This window comes from Streptosporangium pseudovulgare, from assembly GCF_014648055.1.
Classification (GTDB): Bacteria; Actinomycetota; Actinomycetes; order Streptosporangiales; family Streptosporangiaceae; genus Streptosporangium; species Streptosporangium pseudovulgare.
On sequence record NZ_BMQJ01000006.1, the window covers coordinates 320251 to 334681 of the forward strand.

13 protein-coding genes and 1 tRNA gene are annotated in these 14431 nt (G+C 73.1%); 5 read left to right on the plus strand and 9 right to left on the minus strand.

What is annotated here, in order from left to right; all coding sequences use genetic code 11:
- Window positions 1-93 precede the first annotated feature (93 nt).
- The gene (locus IEZ10_RS15010; RefSeq protein ID WP_189247090.1) at window positions 94-1383 is read left to right on the plus strand and encodes a coiled-coil domain-containing protein; all 1290 of its coding nucleotides are present in this window, start codon (window positions 94-96) and stop codon (window positions 1381-1383) included.
- 241 nt (window positions 1384-1624) lie between these two features.
- On the opposite strand, the gene IEZ10_RS15015 is transcribed toward IEZ10_RS15010, so the two are convergent.
- The 3 genes from IEZ10_RS15015 to IEZ10_RS15025 form a co-directional block, all read right to left on the minus strand.
- Window positions 1625-1843 (minus strand): hypothetical protein, encoded by a 219-nt coding sequence (locus tag IEZ10_RS15015; RefSeq protein WP_179822071.1) that lies wholly within the window; start codon window positions 1841-1843, stop codon window positions 1625-1627.
- A gap of 126 nt (window positions 1844-1969) precedes the next feature.
- Complete coding sequence (locus tag IEZ10_RS15020; protein ID WP_189247091.1) at window positions 1970-2722, minus strand: GntR family transcriptional regulator; 753 nt, start codon at window positions 2720-2722, stop codon at window positions 1970-1972.
- A 458-nt stretch (window positions 2723-3180) separates the two neighbouring features.
- Window positions 3181-3879, minus strand: a complete 699-nt coding sequence (locus tag IEZ10_RS15025; RefSeq protein ID WP_189247092.1) for a dienelactone hydrolase family protein — start codon at window positions 3877-3879, stop codon at window positions 3181-3183.
- 294 nt (window positions 3880-4173) lie between these two features.
- Here IEZ10_RS15025 and kynU point away from each other — a divergent pair, with 294 nt between their 5' ends.
- Complete coding sequence (gene kynU / locus IEZ10_RS15030; RefSeq protein ID WP_189247093.1) at window positions 4174-5406, plus strand: kynureninase; 1233 nt, start codon at window positions 4174-4176, stop codon at window positions 5404-5406.
- Between the two features lie 96 nt (window positions 5407-5502).
- Here the strand turns inward: kynU and IEZ10_RS15035 are convergent, their stop codons facing one another.
- The 4 genes from IEZ10_RS15035 to IEZ10_RS15050 all read right to left on the minus strand — a co-directional run bounded on the left by IEZ10_RS15035 (window position 5503) and on the right by IEZ10_RS15050 (window position 10368).
- Window positions 5503-6357, minus strand: a complete 855-nt coding sequence (locus IEZ10_RS15035) for a hypothetical protein (RefSeq protein ID WP_189247094.1) — start codon at window positions 6355-6357, stop codon at window positions 5503-5505.
- Window positions 6358-7047: 690 nt separating this feature from the next.
- On the minus strand, window positions 7048-7428 hold the full coding sequence (locus IEZ10_RS15040) for an MmcQ/YjbR family DNA-binding protein (RefSeq protein ID WP_229811274.1): 381 nt from the start codon (window positions 7426-7428) through the stop codon (window positions 7048-7050).
- Window positions 7421-8488, minus strand: a complete 1068-nt coding sequence (locus IEZ10_RS15045) for a DUF2293 domain-containing protein (RefSeq protein ID WP_229811275.1) — start codon at window positions 8486-8488, stop codon at window positions 7421-7423. Before IEZ10_RS15045 ends, IEZ10_RS15040 begins: the two co-directional genes overlap by 8 nt.
- 146 nt (window positions 8489-8634) lie before the next feature.
- Window positions 8635-10368 carry a pyruvate dehydrogenase gene (locus IEZ10_RS15050; RefSeq protein WP_189247097.1) on the minus strand — a complete coding sequence of 578 codons (1734 nt, stop codon included), beginning with the start codon at window positions 10366-10368 and terminating at the stop codon, window positions 8635-8637.
- Window positions 10369-10757: 389 nt separating this feature from the next.
- Between IEZ10_RS15050 and IEZ10_RS15055 the strand changes: the two genes are divergently transcribed.
- Both IEZ10_RS15055 and IEZ10_RS15060 read left to right on the plus strand, forming a co-directional pair.
- The gene (locus IEZ10_RS15055; RefSeq protein WP_189247098.1) at window positions 10758-11105 is read left to right on the plus strand and encodes an STAS domain-containing protein; all 348 of its coding nucleotides are present in this window, start codon (window positions 10758-10760) and stop codon (window positions 11103-11105) included.
- A gap of 193 nt (window positions 11106-11298) precedes the next feature.
- Complete coding sequence (locus IEZ10_RS15060; RefSeq protein WP_189247099.1) at window positions 11299-12159, plus strand: SDR family oxidoreductase; 861 nt, start codon at window positions 11299-11301, stop codon at window positions 12157-12159.
- 122 nt (window positions 12160-12281) lie between these two features.
- Here the strand turns inward: IEZ10_RS15060 and IEZ10_RS15065 are convergent, their stop codons facing one another.
- Entirely contained in the window at window positions 12282-13529 is a 1248-nt protein-coding gene (locus tag IEZ10_RS15065; RefSeq protein ID WP_189247100.1) for a DUF2795 domain-containing protein, read from the minus strand.
- A 177-nt stretch (window positions 13530-13706) separates the two neighbouring features.
- Between IEZ10_RS15065 and IEZ10_RS15070 the strand changes: the two genes are divergently transcribed.
- Window positions 13707-13800: transfer RNA gene (locus IEZ10_RS15070), tRNA-Sec, on the plus strand.
- Window positions 13801-13932: 132 nt separating this feature from the next.
- Here IEZ10_RS15070 and IEZ10_RS15075 read toward each other — a convergent pair.
- On the minus strand, window positions 13933-14337 hold the full coding sequence (locus tag IEZ10_RS15075) for a YbaB/EbfC family nucleoid-associated protein (RefSeq protein WP_189247101.1): 405 nt from the start codon (window positions 14335-14337) through the stop codon (window positions 13933-13935).
- Between the last annotated feature and the right edge of the window lie 94 nt (window positions 14338-14431).

Sequence of the window (14431 nt, forward strand, 5' to 3'; positions counted from 1 at the left end):
CAGGTAAGGCGTTCCGGTTGCGGACTTGGCCGGTAAGCAGGAAAGTCGTCTACCGACGTCTCCTTTCCGCCACCAACCTCCACGGGCAGCAGCATGACAAACGAGCACGACAGCTTTCCCGATCTGATGCAGGAGAACCTGTTCGAGGTCGCGATGCGCGGTTACAGCCGTCGCCAGGTTCATGAGTACATGAACCGCACCCGCGCGCAGATCCGCGACCTTGAGGAGCGGCTCACCCGGGCTGCCGAGCAGGTAGAACGGAGCCGGGTCGAGCTGGCCGACGCCCGGCGCAGGCTCTCCGACGCCCCCCAGGACTACGACGAGCTCGGTCAGCGGCTCAGCCAGATCCTGAAGCTGGCCGAGGAGGAGGCGGCCGCCAAGCGCGAGACGGCCATCGCCGAGGCGAGCAAACTGCGTGAGGACGCCGCGGCGGAGGCGGAGCGGCTGGTGGGCTCGGCGCGGGAGCGCGCGGAGGCGATCCTGGCGGCGGGGCAGCAGGAGGCCGAGCGCAGGGTCGCCGAGGCCACCGCCATGGCCGAGAAGAGGCTCGCCCACGCGGGGGCGGAGGCCGACGAGACCCTCGGCGCGGCCCACGCCGAGGCCGAGCGGGTGCTCACCGCGGCGCGGAACGAGGCGGAACGGATGGTCGAGAGCGCCCGCGCCGAGGCGGAGGCCACCCTGGGGAACGCCAGAGCCCAGGCCGAGGCGACCGTGTCCTCCGCCAACGCCGAGGCGCACGCGACGCTGACCGCGGCCCAGCAGCGGGCCGCGGCCCTGGACGAGACGACCGGCCGCCGGGTGACCTACCTCACCGACACCCACCGGGAGGTCGTGCGCCGTCTCACCGAGATGGGCGCCGTCCTGGGCGACCTGCTCCACCGGGAGGGCTCGGCCGGGCCCCTGGTGGACGAGGACGCCGTCCTGCCGCCCGCGCCCGTACGGCCCGCCCCGATCCCGGTCCCGGCGGGCCAGGAGACGCAGGCGCTCCCCGGAGCGTCCGTCCCGGCGCCGGAGGCCGTACCCGGCTCCGGCTCCGTACCCGGCTCCGGCTCCGGTGACGAGGTCGTGGACGTCGCCGACCCGGACGCGGAGAGCGGCGCCGACGGGGACGCGGGCATCGAGGAGGACGTCGAGGCCGTCCGCGTGATCGTGGCCGAGGACGACGAGGAGAACGAGACGGCCGGGGACGCCGGGGGCCGGGCCGATGCGGGCGACGAGCGCGGTTCGGACCACGCGGGCCGTGCGGACCACGCGGGCCGTGCGGACCACGCGGGTCGCGTGAACCGTGCGGACGGCGATGACGAGGCGGATGACGCGGACGGCGCGGACGGCGGTCGCGCCGACGGTCATCGAGCCCCTGCCGCGCCGACCGTCAGACTCTGATCCGGGGCCCGGCCTCTGATCCGGTCCGGCTTCTGACCCGGCCCGGCCGGCCCGGTCGTGGGGACCGCTCAGCACCCGGACCGCTCAGCACCCGGACCGCTCCGCACGCGGACCGCGCGGGGCGGTCCGAGTGCGGCGGCCCGGGCGGAAACCCCCGCCCCCGATAGGGCCCGGGGGCTTCCGCGATTGGGGGCCCGGTGCCGGGACCGCGGAAATCGCTGGCCCCGGCACCGGGCGGCTCTCAGCGGCACGTTCCGCCGGAACGTTCCTGTTGGTCGAGCAGTTGCTCGCGTAGTCCCTCGGGCTCGTCGGCGTCGATCGTCATCGCGCAGCCGGCCTCGCGTTGCGCGGACGTCAGCGGGTGGTGGCGGGTGGCCCACCACCGCCCCGCGTCACTCCGCCAGATCGTCCAGTCGGGAAACTCCCGGGCGATTTCCGCCAGATGCCGGTCGAATGACATCCCCGCACCTTCCCCGCGCCCGGTCCCGACTGTGTGACGCTCCACCTCCGACGGTGCGGCACCTCTCTAGAGAAATCAATGATCGTGAGGGACAGGTCAACCTACCGGTTGACAGATCGGCTTGATCTATGCGTCGAAGTCGTACTGGAGTACATAGGAGGCGGCGTCGAGGATCATCTCGTTGACCTCCAGGGGTCTGCCGTCCGCCGTGTAGGCGGTCCGGAAGATCACGATGACCGGGGTACCGGCCGGCAGGTCGAGCAGGACGGTCTCGTGGGGATGGGGCATGCGGGCCCGTACCTCCTCGCTGAAGTGCGCGGGAGGATGGCCCAGGTCGTTCAGCCGCGCGTACACGCCGCCCAGTCCCGTGTCCTCCCGTGTGATCGCGGTGCCGTCCACCAGATCGGCGGGGAAGTGGGAGACCGACAGCTGCACCGGCCTGCCGTCCACCGAGTAGCGTCGCCGCCGGACCCACACGTCCGCGCCGCCGAGCACGCGGGCCACGGCCTCCTCCGCGGTCTCCCGTTCGATGTTCATGTCGTCCACGGTGTAGGGGCGGCCCCTGGTGTCGGACTCCCAGATGGCCTGTCCCCGTCCCCATTGCTCGTGGGACAGCCGGCGCGAGCCGTGCCGTCTGATCGGCCGGAACTGCCGGACGTACACCCCCGAGCCGCGCCTGGGCACGGCGAGTCCTTCATTGATGAGCACGGACAATGCCTGTCTGGCGGTCGCACGGGCTATGCCGTGCCGCCCCATGAGGGCGTTCTCGCCCGGAAGCCGGTCTCCGTCTCGGAGCTCACCGGACAAGATCGCTTCGCGAAGCTCGTCGGCGATGCGCCGGTAGATCGGGGGCTCGGGAGGTACCGGGGATTGCTGCACGTTTGATCACCCTCTGTCACCAACCGGGTTTGGCGTCTCCAGAGAACTTGCCCCGTCTTGTCCACGATCGCACAGATACAGAGGTTGGTCGCGTGCTTCTTTTGAGAGGAACGTGCCCGTGTGGCGATCTCCGTGTGTTTCACCGGGCCGTTACCGAGGAACGGTCCCGGCCGCTATCCGGGATGCCCGCCACCGGCGGGTGGCCGTCACCGCCGGCACGGCACCCGCCGTGTTCACCGGCACGTCACCGGCGGGGTCACCCGGCCGGGGCGGAGGATCGGCGGGCGGGCGGCCATGCGGACCGGTGGAACCGCCGAAAGCGAAGCAATAATGATATTTCCTCATTGCTCCCATGCCTGCCGCATGGAAGCAATGACGCCGGATGTCGCCCCGGGTGGGCGGTCCCCCGGATAGGGAAAGGTGGCCCTCCGGGCAGGTCCCGTTTCGGGGCGCCGCGCTCATCCCAGGTGGCGCCGGAGGAACTCCACGGCCCGCTCCCAGGCGACCGGCGCGGCCTCGGGGTCGTAGAACTGCGGGGCCTCGTGGTTGTGGAAGGCGTGCCCGGCCTTCTCCGCGACGTGCGTCTCCACGTTCGGCCGTCCGGCGGCGGCCTGCTCCACGATGGCGACCTGGTCGCGCGGGATGTAGGGGTCGGAACCGCCGAACACGAACAGCAGCGGGGCGGTGATCTTCTCCATCATGCCGGTGGCCTCCGGCACGGCCGAGCCGTAGAACGACGCCACCGCGTCCACCTCGACGGTCGCCGCCAGGAGGTAGCCGACCGAGCCGCCCAGGCAGAACCCGACCACCCCCGCCCCGTCCCGCGCCTCCGGCAGCGCCCGCAGGTGCGCCAGCGCGATCGCCGAGTCGGCCACGCCCTGGGGGAGGTCGAACCCGGAGGCCAGTTCGAGCGAGGCCGCCGTGCCGGCCTCGCCGTGGTCGGACACCCAGTCGCGCCGCAGCCGCCAGAACAGGTCCGGCGCGCCGACGACGTACCCGAGCGCCGCCAGGTCCCCGGCGACCTTCCGGATGTACGGTCCGACGCCGTAGATCTCCTGGATCAGCAGGACGGCCGGGCCCGAACCCCCCTCCGGCAGCCACAGGTGCATGTCGAACGAGCCGTCGGCGACGGTGACCGTCTCGGTGCGGGTCTCCATGGGTCCTCCTGCTTGTCGTCCCGATACAGCGATGTCCTGATACGGCGTCCTGATGCGGCGGCGTCCCGACGCGGAGGTGTTCCGCCGCAGAGGCCAGTGAACCGTATGCCCGCCGGGACGCCCGACCCACGGCCGGGACGGCCGGTGTGCGGCGCGACCCCATGGCCCGGGGCGCACGGCGGAGCGTCCGGCCTCCGGGGCCGGGAAGCCCGGCCCGCGGCCGGGGGCCGGTGTACCGGCGGGTGCCGATGGCCGATGATGGACGGACCGAAGGCCTCATCCCGGAGATGATTCATGACCATCAGCCGTGCGGACTGTCTGGCACTCGACGCCGACGACCCCCTCAGGCATTTCAGGGACGAGTTCGTCCTCCCCGACGGGACCGTCTACCTGGTAGGGAACTCCCTCGGCGCGCTGTCCAGGACGGCCGCGGCCGCGACGGCGCGGGTCGTGGCGGAGGAGTGGGGCGGGCAGCTGGTCGGCGGCTGGAACGCCTCGGGCTGGTTCGACCTGCCGCTGACCACCGGCGACCGGCTGGCCCCGCTGATCGGCGCGGGCCCCGGACAGGTCGTGGTGGGCGACACCACCTCGATCGCGATCGTCAAGGCCGTCTCGGCGGCCCTGCGCCTCCGGCCGGAACGCCGGGTGATCGTCTCCGACACCGCCAACTTCCCGACCGACCGCTACGTGGTCCAGGGGCTGGTCGGCTCGCTCGGCGGCCACGAGATCCGGGACATCGACGGCCCGGACGCCCTCGACGCCGCGCTGTCGGACGACGTCGCCTGCGTGCTGCTGTCGGAGGTCGACTACCGGACCGGGGCGCGCCTCGACACCGCCGAGGTGACCGCCCGGGTGCGGGGGGCGGGCGCGCTGATGATCTGGGACCTGTGCCACAGCGCCGGGGCCTACCAGGTGGACGTGGCCGAGGCCGACTTCGCGGTCGGCTGCACCTACAAGTATCTCAACGGCGGCCCCGGGGCCCCCGCGTTCCTCTACGCCAACCCGCGCCACCACGCCGACGCCGAGCCCATCCTGACCGGCTGGCACGGGCACGCGGCGCCGTTCGCCTTCGAGCCCGCCTACCGGCCCGCCGAGGGGGTCCGGCGCTTCTCCGTGGGCACCCCCCACGTGTTGTCGTTCGCCCCGCTCAACGCGTCGCTGGACATCTGGGAACGGGTGGACATGGCGCAGGTCCGCGCCAAGAGCGTGGCGCTGACCTCGCTTTTCATCGACCTGGTCGAGGAGTCGTGTGCGCCGTACGGCCTGGAGCTGGTCTCGCCCCGCGACCCGGAGCGGCGCGGCAGCCAGGTCAGCTTCCGGCACCCGGACGGCTATCCCGTGATGCGGGCGCTGATCGACCGCGGCGTCCACGGAGACTTCCGCGCCCCCGATCTGCTGCGTTTCGGCTTCGCCCCGCTCTACATCGGTTTCGCCGACGTCCACGACGCGGCCACCGCCCTGGCCGAGGTGCTCGGCAAGGAGCTGTGGCGGGACGAGCGTTACCGGCGGCGGCTGGCCGTCACCTGACCGCGGCCCGGTCGGCCGTGCCCGCCCGTGCCGTGCCGTACGGCGGCCGTACGGCACGGCACGGGTGAGGCGGACCTCGGGGGCGGAGGGGCGGGCTCAGGGATCGATTCCGCGCCGGCAGCCCTTCGTGTGGCAGTCCCACAGCACGTGGCCGTGGAACACCGGGCGGCTGGTCTCCCAGTACTTCCAGCCCTCCACCCTGGCGGGCACGTTGGCGATGCCGGCGACGACCTTGTGGAAGCGGCAAGTGCTGGTCCGGAACCAGGCCGAGAACCCGACCCGGTAGCCGAAGACGCGGTACCACAGGTGGCCGTACATGTCGTCGGAGATCTCGTGGGTGTACTGGTGCCCCGCCTCGACGATGTACTCCTCGGCGATCAGCGGGTTGAGGTTGTTCCGTATCAGGCGGAGGACCTCCTCCCGGTCGAGCCGCGGGCCCCTGGTGATCTCCAGGGCCCTGAGCCTGTGCTGGAGCTTCTCCCGCTCGAACTCGACCTCGTAGTACACCCGGTGCTGCCGGGTCACCGTCGCGGTCACCGAGCCGCCCGGGCCGTCGATGAAGTGGGTGCGGGCCAGGAAGAAGTTCCTCGGGTGGAAGTTGTCGATCCTGAAGAGGAAGCGGGGCCGGCAGATGTCGTCCCAGCCGCGGCGCAGGTGGGGCCGCCTGGGCGTCGGGCTGGGGCTCACCACGGACCTCGATACGGCGAAGGAGGTGGCGGTGGCGCTCGCGCTGGCGCTGGCGCTGGCGCTGGGGGTGGCGCTGGGGGTGGCGCCGGCCGTCTCGGAGACCGAGGGCGTGGGCGTGGCCGTGACCGTGGTCGTCACGGTCGGCGTGGGGGCCGGGGTCGGCTGCCGGACCTCGGTGGGTCCGGGGGTGAAGCCCAGCTTGATGAAACCACCGCGCTTGCCCGGTGTGACGAACCGTTTGGTGGGGCTGACCGGCTTGTGCACCGGGCCGAGCGCGGCGGATCCGTCGTTCGCGCGGGCGCCGTTCGCACGGGCGCGATTCCCGTGAGTGCCGTTTCCTCGGGCGCCGTCCGCGTGAGCGCCGTTTCCTCGGGCGCTGTTTCCGCGGGCGTCGTTCCCGTGAGCGGAGCCGTGCCCCGGTCGCCGGTCGTTCCTGAGCCCGCGCGGTGCGCCGGGGTCGTCCGCTCCGGCCCCCCTGCCCGGGGCGTGCCCGGACGCCCGGGGACCGGGCGAAACGGAAGGCCGCAGGTGGGCGGCGGAGGTCGGGGCCGCGCCGGAGGAGGGCTGGGCGATCGCGGCGACGGCCGCGACGAGCGACCCGGCCACCCCCAGCGCCGCCAGGCCCCTCACCGGGCGCTGCCCCTTCGGCCGGGCGGACGTGGCCGTGGCGTCTTCGGAGTTGGGCGTGACCATGGAGATACCGTTCCTTCTGGAACGCGGCACTACGGCCGCGACTGACCGTCGGCCGGAACAGCGGTTCCCGCCTGTGCTGATCACTCAGCGTCGCAGGAAAGATACTTACAGTCGCCTTATGTCGTTGTGGGGAGGCACGCCGACAGAATGCGGATCCGATCCGGTGAGTGGCGTATCGGCCCGATCGGGGGAAGATGGCGTCTCCGCCGCATCCGGAGGTTCTCGCGTCGATCGAGCGTCAACCGCGGCGTGCCCCGGCCGCTACAGCCCGCCGAGGGCGTCGAGCGCGGTCACGAGCCTCTTGGGGGCGACGGCGCGGTAGCTCTCCTCGACCCAGTCGAGCAGCACCTCGATCTCCGGCGGCGCGCCGCCGTCCAGCGGGATCGTCACCCAGCACGCCCGGCCGAGGCCGTACCGCGAGGGCTCAGCGCCCGCCACGCTGAGCGCGTGGCCGTGCGACTCGGGCAGCTTCAGCCAGACGGCGGGCCGCCGGTCCCCGGCCGGCTCCTCCGCGCCGAGGAACGCGAAGATCTTCTTGTTGACCTTGACGACGGTGTCGCCCCAGGGGTGGTCCTCGTACGCCTCGGGCAGGCCGAGGGCGAACTCGCGCAGTGTCCGGCGGGTCTCGCGCCACTCATCCATGGCGGTCATCATGGCCGGGGCCACCGACAGTTCCGCGCCAGCCGCCGAGCACTCGGTCGATGTCCGGGCGGATCCGGTCCCTGGCCTCGGCGCGCGGCACGCCGGACATCAGCAGGCGGTCGTAGTCGGTGTCGAGGTGCCGCACCGAGGCCACGACGGCCAGGGTGATCGCCTTCTCGTCCAGCACCTTGGCGGCGGCGGTGCGGCCCACCCGGCCGCTGCCCCGCAGACCGGCGTGCAGGGCGATGTCGCGGGCCCGCTCGGGCGGGCAGCCGGGGAAGATCCGCAGGATCGCCTCGGCCATCCGGGCCTGGAACACCACGTCCTCGCCCGCCCGCCGTTCCCGGTCGCGCTCCCGGCGGCGCAGCCGTACCTCCTCGTCGGCCAGGCACCGCTCCTCGGCCAGCTGCAGCGCGGCCTCCTCGACCAGGATGCCCCGCCGCTCGTAGCGCCTGCGCCGGGCGTTGTACCTGACCACCACCGCGGCCAGTCCGCTCTCCTTCTTCGCCCGGCGGCTGAGCGCCGCGTCACCCGCCGGGAGGAAGACCAGGTGGTCCATGTCCGCGCAGGTCAGGCAGTGCGGGCCGGCATCCTCCATGATCAGGTAGGGGCCGGTGTCACCACAGCCGGCGCACGTCCACGCCTTCTCCGGCTCGACCACCACCAGGTCGGGGGCCTTGCTCTGACGCTCGGCGAGCCGCCGCCGCCCGGCCTCCCCCATCTCCGGGGACACCCAGTGGACCCGGAAGGCGCCGTCGTCGCCGTCGGCGACGAACCGCAGCTCCCGGCGGTCTCGGCCACCGGAGAGGTAGGCGGTCTCGCCGGGGACGAGCCCCCGGGAGAGCGCCCAGCGCCGGAGCACCGCCACCGCGTCGGTCATCCTGGCGCCGTCGACGGCCGCGAGCTCCTCCAGCGTGGTGGCCCGGCCCTGCCGCCAGACGTCCACGTGCCGGGCGTGCAGCCAGCCGAGGCCCGTCAGGACGTCGATCGCGGTGACGAACCTCCGCTGCGCGAGCGCGGCCTCGGCGGCCGCCGTGATCCGGCGTTCAAGTCTGCTCACCCCGCAAGCCTGCCGCATCCGGCGCCGTGGCGGGGCGGCACGGCGGGGCAGCGCGGTGGGGCAGGACGGCGGGGACGGTCCGGGCCGCCCGCGGCCCGCCCGCGCCGGGCGCGCGGAAGGACGGGGACGCCCCGGAGCCGGCGAGGTCAGGGGCGGGGGATGTGCCGCAGGTTGGCCCTGGCCAGGTTGATCATGCGGCCGACCCCGCCGTTGAGCACGACCTTGCCCGCGGCCAGCGCGAACCCCTTCACCTGCGCCTGGGTGACGCGCGGGGGCATGGACAGCGCGTCGGGGTCGGTGATGACGTTCAGCAGGTACGGTCCCGGCGTGGCGAGCGCGGTGGCCAGCGCCTGCTGGACCTCCGTGGGCTTCTCCACCGTCGCCGAGGGGATGCCCATCGCGGCGGCGACGGCCGCGTAGTCCACCGGCGCGGAGTCGGTGCCGAAGTCGGGGAAGCCGTCCACCAGCATCTCCAGCTTGACCATGCCGAGCGAGGAGTTGTTGAAGAGCACGACCTTCACCGGCAGGTCGTGCATCCGGACGGTCAGCAGCTCGCCGAGCAGCATGCTCAGGCCCCCGTCGCCCGACAGCGAGACGACCTGCCGTCCGGGGGCGGCGAACGCCGCGCCGATGGCGTGCGGGAGGGCGTTGGCCATGCTCCCGTGCCAGAAGGAGCCGATGACGCGGCGGCGGCCGTTGGGCGTCAGGTAGCGGGCGGCCCAGACGTTGCACATGCCGGTGTCCACCGTGAAGATCGCGTCGTCGTCGGCCAGCTCGTCCAGGACGTCCGCCACGTACTCGGGGTGGATCGGCACGTGGCGCTCGATGTTGCGGGTGTACGCCTCCACGACCTGGTCCAGCGTCCTCAGGTGCCGGTTCAGCATCCTGTCGAGGTAGCGCCGGTCGGACTTCTGCCTGACGGAGGGCAGCACCGCCCGCAGCGTCGCGCCGATGTCGCCGTTGACGCCGAGTTCGATCGGGGTCCTGCGCCCCAGGTGCGCCGGGTTCCGGTCGATCTGGACCGTCTTGCGGCCGGGCAGGAAGTCCGGGTAGGGGAAGTCCGTGCCCAGCAGCACCACCAGGTCCGCCTCGTGCATGGCCTCGTAGCAGGCGCCGTAGCCGAGCAGCCCGCTCATCCCCACGTCGTAGGGGTTGTCGTACTGGATCCACTCCTTGCCGCGCAGCGCGTGGCCGACCGGCGCGAGCGTGCGCCCGGCCAGCTCCATGACCTCGGCGTGGGCGTCCCGCACCCCGGCCCCGCAGAACAGCATGACCTTCTGCGCGGTGTTGAGCGCCGCGGCCAGCTCCTCCACCTGCTCCGGTGGGGGCACGAGCGTGCCGGTCCGGGTGACGAAGCGGTGGTGCCCGGTCTCGTTCGGGGCCTGCTCGCCCGCGACGTCGCCGGGAAGGACCACGACCGACACGCCGCCGCTGCCGAGGGCCTGCTGGACGGCGACGCGCAGCACCCGGGGCATCTGCTCGGCCGTGCTGATCATCTCGCAGAAACCGCTGCACTCGGTGAACAGCCGCTCGGGATGGGTCTCCTGGAAGAACCCGGTGCCGATCTCGGAGCTGGGGATGTGCGAGGCCAGCGCGAGCACGGGGGCGCCGCTGCGGTGGGCGTCGTACAGTCCCTGGATCAGGTGGGTGTTGCCCGGTCCGCAGCTTCCCGCGCAGACCGCCAGGCGGCCGGTGATCTGCGCCTCGGCGGCGGCGGCGAACGCCCCGGCCTCCTCGTTGCGCACGTGCGCCCACTCGATGCCGGGTGTCCTGCGGATCGCGTCCACCACGGGGTTGAGGCTGTCGCCCACCACTCCGTAGACCCGCTCGACGCCGGCCTGGCGCAGCACCTCGATGAACTGCTCTGCGACGGTTGCCATGGTCTCGTCTCCCCCTCGCTTCTCGCGTCACCGGATACCTCACCCGATTCGACCGGGTCACTCGTCGCGGCGGGCGATTCGTGACGGCGCCGGCCGCCCGTGATCGTCTCCGGCCGCGGACGGAGGCGACGCCGTACGGTGTCCGGAGGGGGGTGCCGTACGACCTCGGGAACGGGCGCCGCGCGGCCGTACGGTCCGGGGAAGGGGTACCGTGTGGCCTCCGGAAAAGGCGCCGTACGCCTTCGGGGAGGCCGTCGCGCCGTCTCGGGAACGGGCGCCGATGTGTCTGGGCCGGTGATTTGTCTTATGTTGTGCGTGATAGATGCCTGATGAGGCGACTTCGCCGTGGGGAGCTTGAGCCGATGGTGCAACCACCTGAGGGAACTACCTTGAGTTCCGACCTCGAACCGCACGGCAGGATCGGCGTCGTCCGGTTGGGCGACGCGCTGGACTGGAGCACCGCTCCGGATGTGCGGACCATGGTCTCCACGATGTGGGACGACCTCGCGGGCGGGTGCCTGGTCCTGGACCTCGCCGCGACGACCTTCTGCGACTCCACCGGGCTGGGGACGCTGGTGTCGATCTGCACCGACAGCGGGGAACGCGGGGTCCGCCTCATCGTGGCCGCGCCCCCTCCGGGCGTGCTCCGCATGCTGCGCATCACCGGCCTGACCGCGTTCTTCGAGCTGTACGACAGCGCGGAGGACGCCCTGCGGAGCGCGCGGGCGGGCCGCTGACCCGGGCGGGCCGGTGTGAGCGGGCCGCCGGGCGGCGGGTCCCGGGGACGGGCCGGGGAGACGGTCCTCACGTGTGACCGGGGAGAGCGCTCCCCGGAGGACGACCCGGGGGAACGGCGGGCGACGGGTTTTCCTTGCCAACGTTTGGACGTTCCGGCGCGTCGGGGGAATCCCGCCGGGTAGGGCGCCCCGTATGCCACAGGAACAGAGCAGCATGCCTCCCCAGAGCCAGCCCTACCCCGGCGAGACCGGGAAGATGGCCCCGAAGCCCCGGGACGAGATGCGCGACTACGTCGGCCGCGATCTCCTGGCGGGCAGGAAAGCCCTGATCACCGGTGGTGACTCCGGGATCGGCCGGGCCGTGGCGGTGGCCTTCGCCAAGGAGGGCGCCGACGTCGCCATCGCCTACCTCACCGAGCACGAGGACGCCGAGCACACCAGGAGCCTGGTCGAGAAGGAGGGGCGGCGCTGCGTGCTGCTGCCCGGCGACCTCGCCCGGGCCGACCACTGCCGGGAGGTGGTGGAGTCGGCCGTCTCGGCGCTCGGCGGGATCGACGTCCTGGTCAACAACGTCGCCACCCAGTCGCCGGTGGACTCCCTGGAGGAGCTCTCCGACGAGCAGTGGGAACGCACGTTCTCCGTCAACATCGACAGCTACTTCCGGGTCACCAGGGCCGCGCTCCACCACATGCCGGACGGCGGGGCCATCGTGAACACGTCCTCGATCAACGGGTTGCGCGGCAACAAGTCCCTGATCGACTACTCCGCGACCAAGGGGGCGGTCAACGCCCTGACCTACTCGCTCGCCCAGGTCCTGGTCGAGCGGCGGATCAGGGTGAACGCGGTGGCGCCCGGCCCGGTCTGGACGCCGCTGATCCCCGCGACCATGCCGGAGGAGAAGGTCGAGAAGTTCGGTCAGCAGGTGCCCATGGAACGTGCCGCGCATCCGGACGAGATCGCGCCGTCGTACGTCTTCTTCGCCTCCGACCGGCTCTCGTCGTACTACACCGGGGAGGTCCTGGCCCCGATCGGCGGCGAGACCCTCCCCGGCTGAGCCACCCGGCCGCGTCCGGCCGCCCGCCGCACCCCGCCACGTCCGGCGGCTTGCCGCTCGCCGTACGCCGCGGGCCCGGTTCCGCGGGTCCCCGCCATGACAGGAGGACCCGCGGGAGGGCACTAGTCGTTGCCGAACACGGCTTTGCTGACCGCGTTGGGCCCGTCGTACTCCCGGTCGGGGATCTTCTCCAGGGTGCTGACGAGGGCGTCGTCGGCGCCCTTCTCGCGGGCCACCCGCACGAGGTCGTCCCGCTTGGCCGGATAGTCGACGCCCGACAGGTGCTTCTGCAGGTCGATCGGGTTCGGTTTGTTCGCCATGATCGTGTTTCCTCCTTCCGCAGGCTCGCCTACCCGGCACTTTCGCGCGGCAGCCACCCGGTCTGCCCAAATCCCCGCTGGAAGTGGGTAAGCCCCACCGGCCGGGGGAGCGTCCAGCGACGCGCGCGCCGCCTCCACCCGCCACGGCGGCGTACGGCGGCGCGCCAGCGCCCGGGGCAGCCGGCGTGCGGCGTCCCGCAGGCCCCGCCGTCCCGCCGGGCCGCCGCGGGCGGCGGTGAGCACGGCGCGCGCCACCACCGGCCACGGGCGGCGCATGACGGCCGTCAGCACCGCGTTGCGGACGGCGAGGGCCCGGCGGCCCTCCGGGTCCCGGGACGGCGAGGGGTGGTGGTGGGCGACGACGTCGTCGACGTAGGCGAGTCCCCAGCCGGCGGCGGCCAGGTCCAGCGCGAGGCGCTCCTCCTCGCCGAAGAAGAAGACGACGTCGTCGAAACCGCCGGCGGAGAGGTGGGCGTCCCGGCGCACCACGGCCCCGCACGCCAGGAACCCCAGCACGCTCGGGCCGGGGAGGTCGGGTTCGGCGGGGAGGGGGGAGGCGGCCATGCCGTGGCAGGTCGGATCCGGGCGCTCCTCCGGTCCCACCAGCACCCGCCCGGCGAGTACCGCCAGGCGGGGGTGGGCGTCCAGCACGTCCGCGGCGCGGGCGAGCGCGCCCGGCGCCCACCAGGAGTCGTCGTCGGCGAAGGCGACATAGGGGGTCCGGGCCAGCCGGACGCCGAGATCACGCCCCGGCGCGCCGAGGTTGCGCCCCGCCTCGACCACCTCGACGTGCGGGAACCGCTCCCGGACGAAGGCCGGGGTGCCGTCGGTGGAGCCGTTGTCGACCAGGATGACCGGCGCCTCGTGGCGCGGCAGCGACCGCTCCAGGTCGCGGCGGCGGTTCCGGGTGGCCACCACGACCGTCACGCGTCCGGCGGCGCCGTGGCCGCCGCCCGGTGCCGCGCCGCCGGGCGGCCACGCCCCCGCGGATTCGGCCGGCTGGTCCTCGGTCATGTTCTCGTCGGCCGGATACGGCCTGCTCCTCCGCATACGTCGGGTCCGTCACGCGCGGGGGTCTCCGGCCGTCCGCCGCCGCACCCGGCGGCGTCGCCGTCTCGGACCATCGTAACCAGCGCGATCCGGAACACCCCTTTCCCGCAGGTGTGTCGCCCGGTCCGAGCCGGGGCGGCGTGAGCGGTGGCGCCGGAGGCCGGTAGCATCGCCCGCGGAGGCGTCAAGGTGTCTGGTGGCCCTCCCGGTCTTCAAAACCGGTGGCGTCGAGCATCTCGGCGCGGCGGGTTCGATTCCCGTCCGCCTCCGCTGGCGATGCCCCGGGGCCGTGCGCCCCGGGGCCGGCCCGGGTCCACGCGCCGGGGCCTTCCCGGGCCGGGGCCTTTCCGGGGTCCGGGGCGGGGAAGTCCTCGGAGCGCCCGCGCCGGTCGCCCCCTCCGGGTCAGAACCGGCCCAGGTTTCCCAGCCGGCGGGCGAGCTCGGCCTCCTGCTCGGCCATCGACCGCTCGAAGTCCTGGCGCATCCTCCCCAGCCCGTCCCAGAACCGCGCGTGGTCGAGGGGCTCCCCGGGGGCGCCGCCGGACTCCGCCGGGCCGAGCGTGCCGTCGACCAGCTCCCGTGCCCTGCGTTCACCGTCCTCCTGTGCCCGCCGTACGGCGTCGCCGACCTCCCGGGCCAGCTCGTGGCTGTCCAGGCGCATGACGCGCGGGTCGAAGACGATGTCCAGCAGGCGACCGGACGGCCCGGTGACGGCGCGGACCAGCCCGCCGGCCGCCTCGCCCGTGCCGGTGATCTCGCCCAGTTCCTCTTCCATCCGGCGCAGGGCCGCGTCGTCGGAGTGTCGCACGGGTCCTCCTCTCGTGTTCGTGCCCGGATCCCGGTCGGTCCGGCTCGTGTCCGGACTCGGGCGGGTCCGGCTCGTGTCCGTGTCCGTGTCCGTG

What these genes read in the sequence shown, in the direction of transcription:
- IEZ10_RS15010 (WP_189247090.1), top strand. Translation starts at nt 94, where the DNA reads ATGACAAACGAGCACGACAGCTTTCCCGATCTGATGCAGGAGAACCTG.
- IEZ10_RS15015 (WP_179822071.1), bottom strand. Translation starts at nt 1,843, where the DNA reads ATGTCATTCGACCGGCATCTGGCGGAAATCGCCCGGGAGTTTCCCGAC.
- IEZ10_RS15025 (WP_189247092.1), bottom strand. Translation starts at nt 3,879, where the DNA reads ATGGAGACCCGCACCGAGACGGTCACCGTCGCCGACGGCTCGTTCGAC.
- kynU (WP_189247093.1), top strand. Translation starts at nt 4,174, where the DNA reads ATGACCATCAGCCGTGCGGACTGTCTGGCACTCGACGCCGACGACCCC.
- IEZ10_RS15040 (WP_229811274.1), bottom strand. Translation starts at nt 7,428, where the DNA reads ATGGATGAGTGGCGCGAGACCCGCCGGACACTGCGCGAGTTCGCCCTC.
- IEZ10_RS15050 (WP_189247097.1), bottom strand. Translation starts at nt 10,368, where the DNA reads ATGGCAACCGTCGCAGAGCAGTTCATCGAGGTGCTGCGCCAGGCCGGC.
- IEZ10_RS15060 (WP_189247099.1), top strand. Translation starts at nt 11,299, where the DNA reads ATGCCACAGGAACAGAGCAGCATGCCTCCCCAGAGCCAGCCCTACCCC.
- IEZ10_RS15065 (WP_189247100.1), bottom strand. Translation starts at nt 13,529, where the DNA reads ATGCGGAGGAGCAGGCCGTATCCGGCCGACGAGAACATGACCGAGGAC.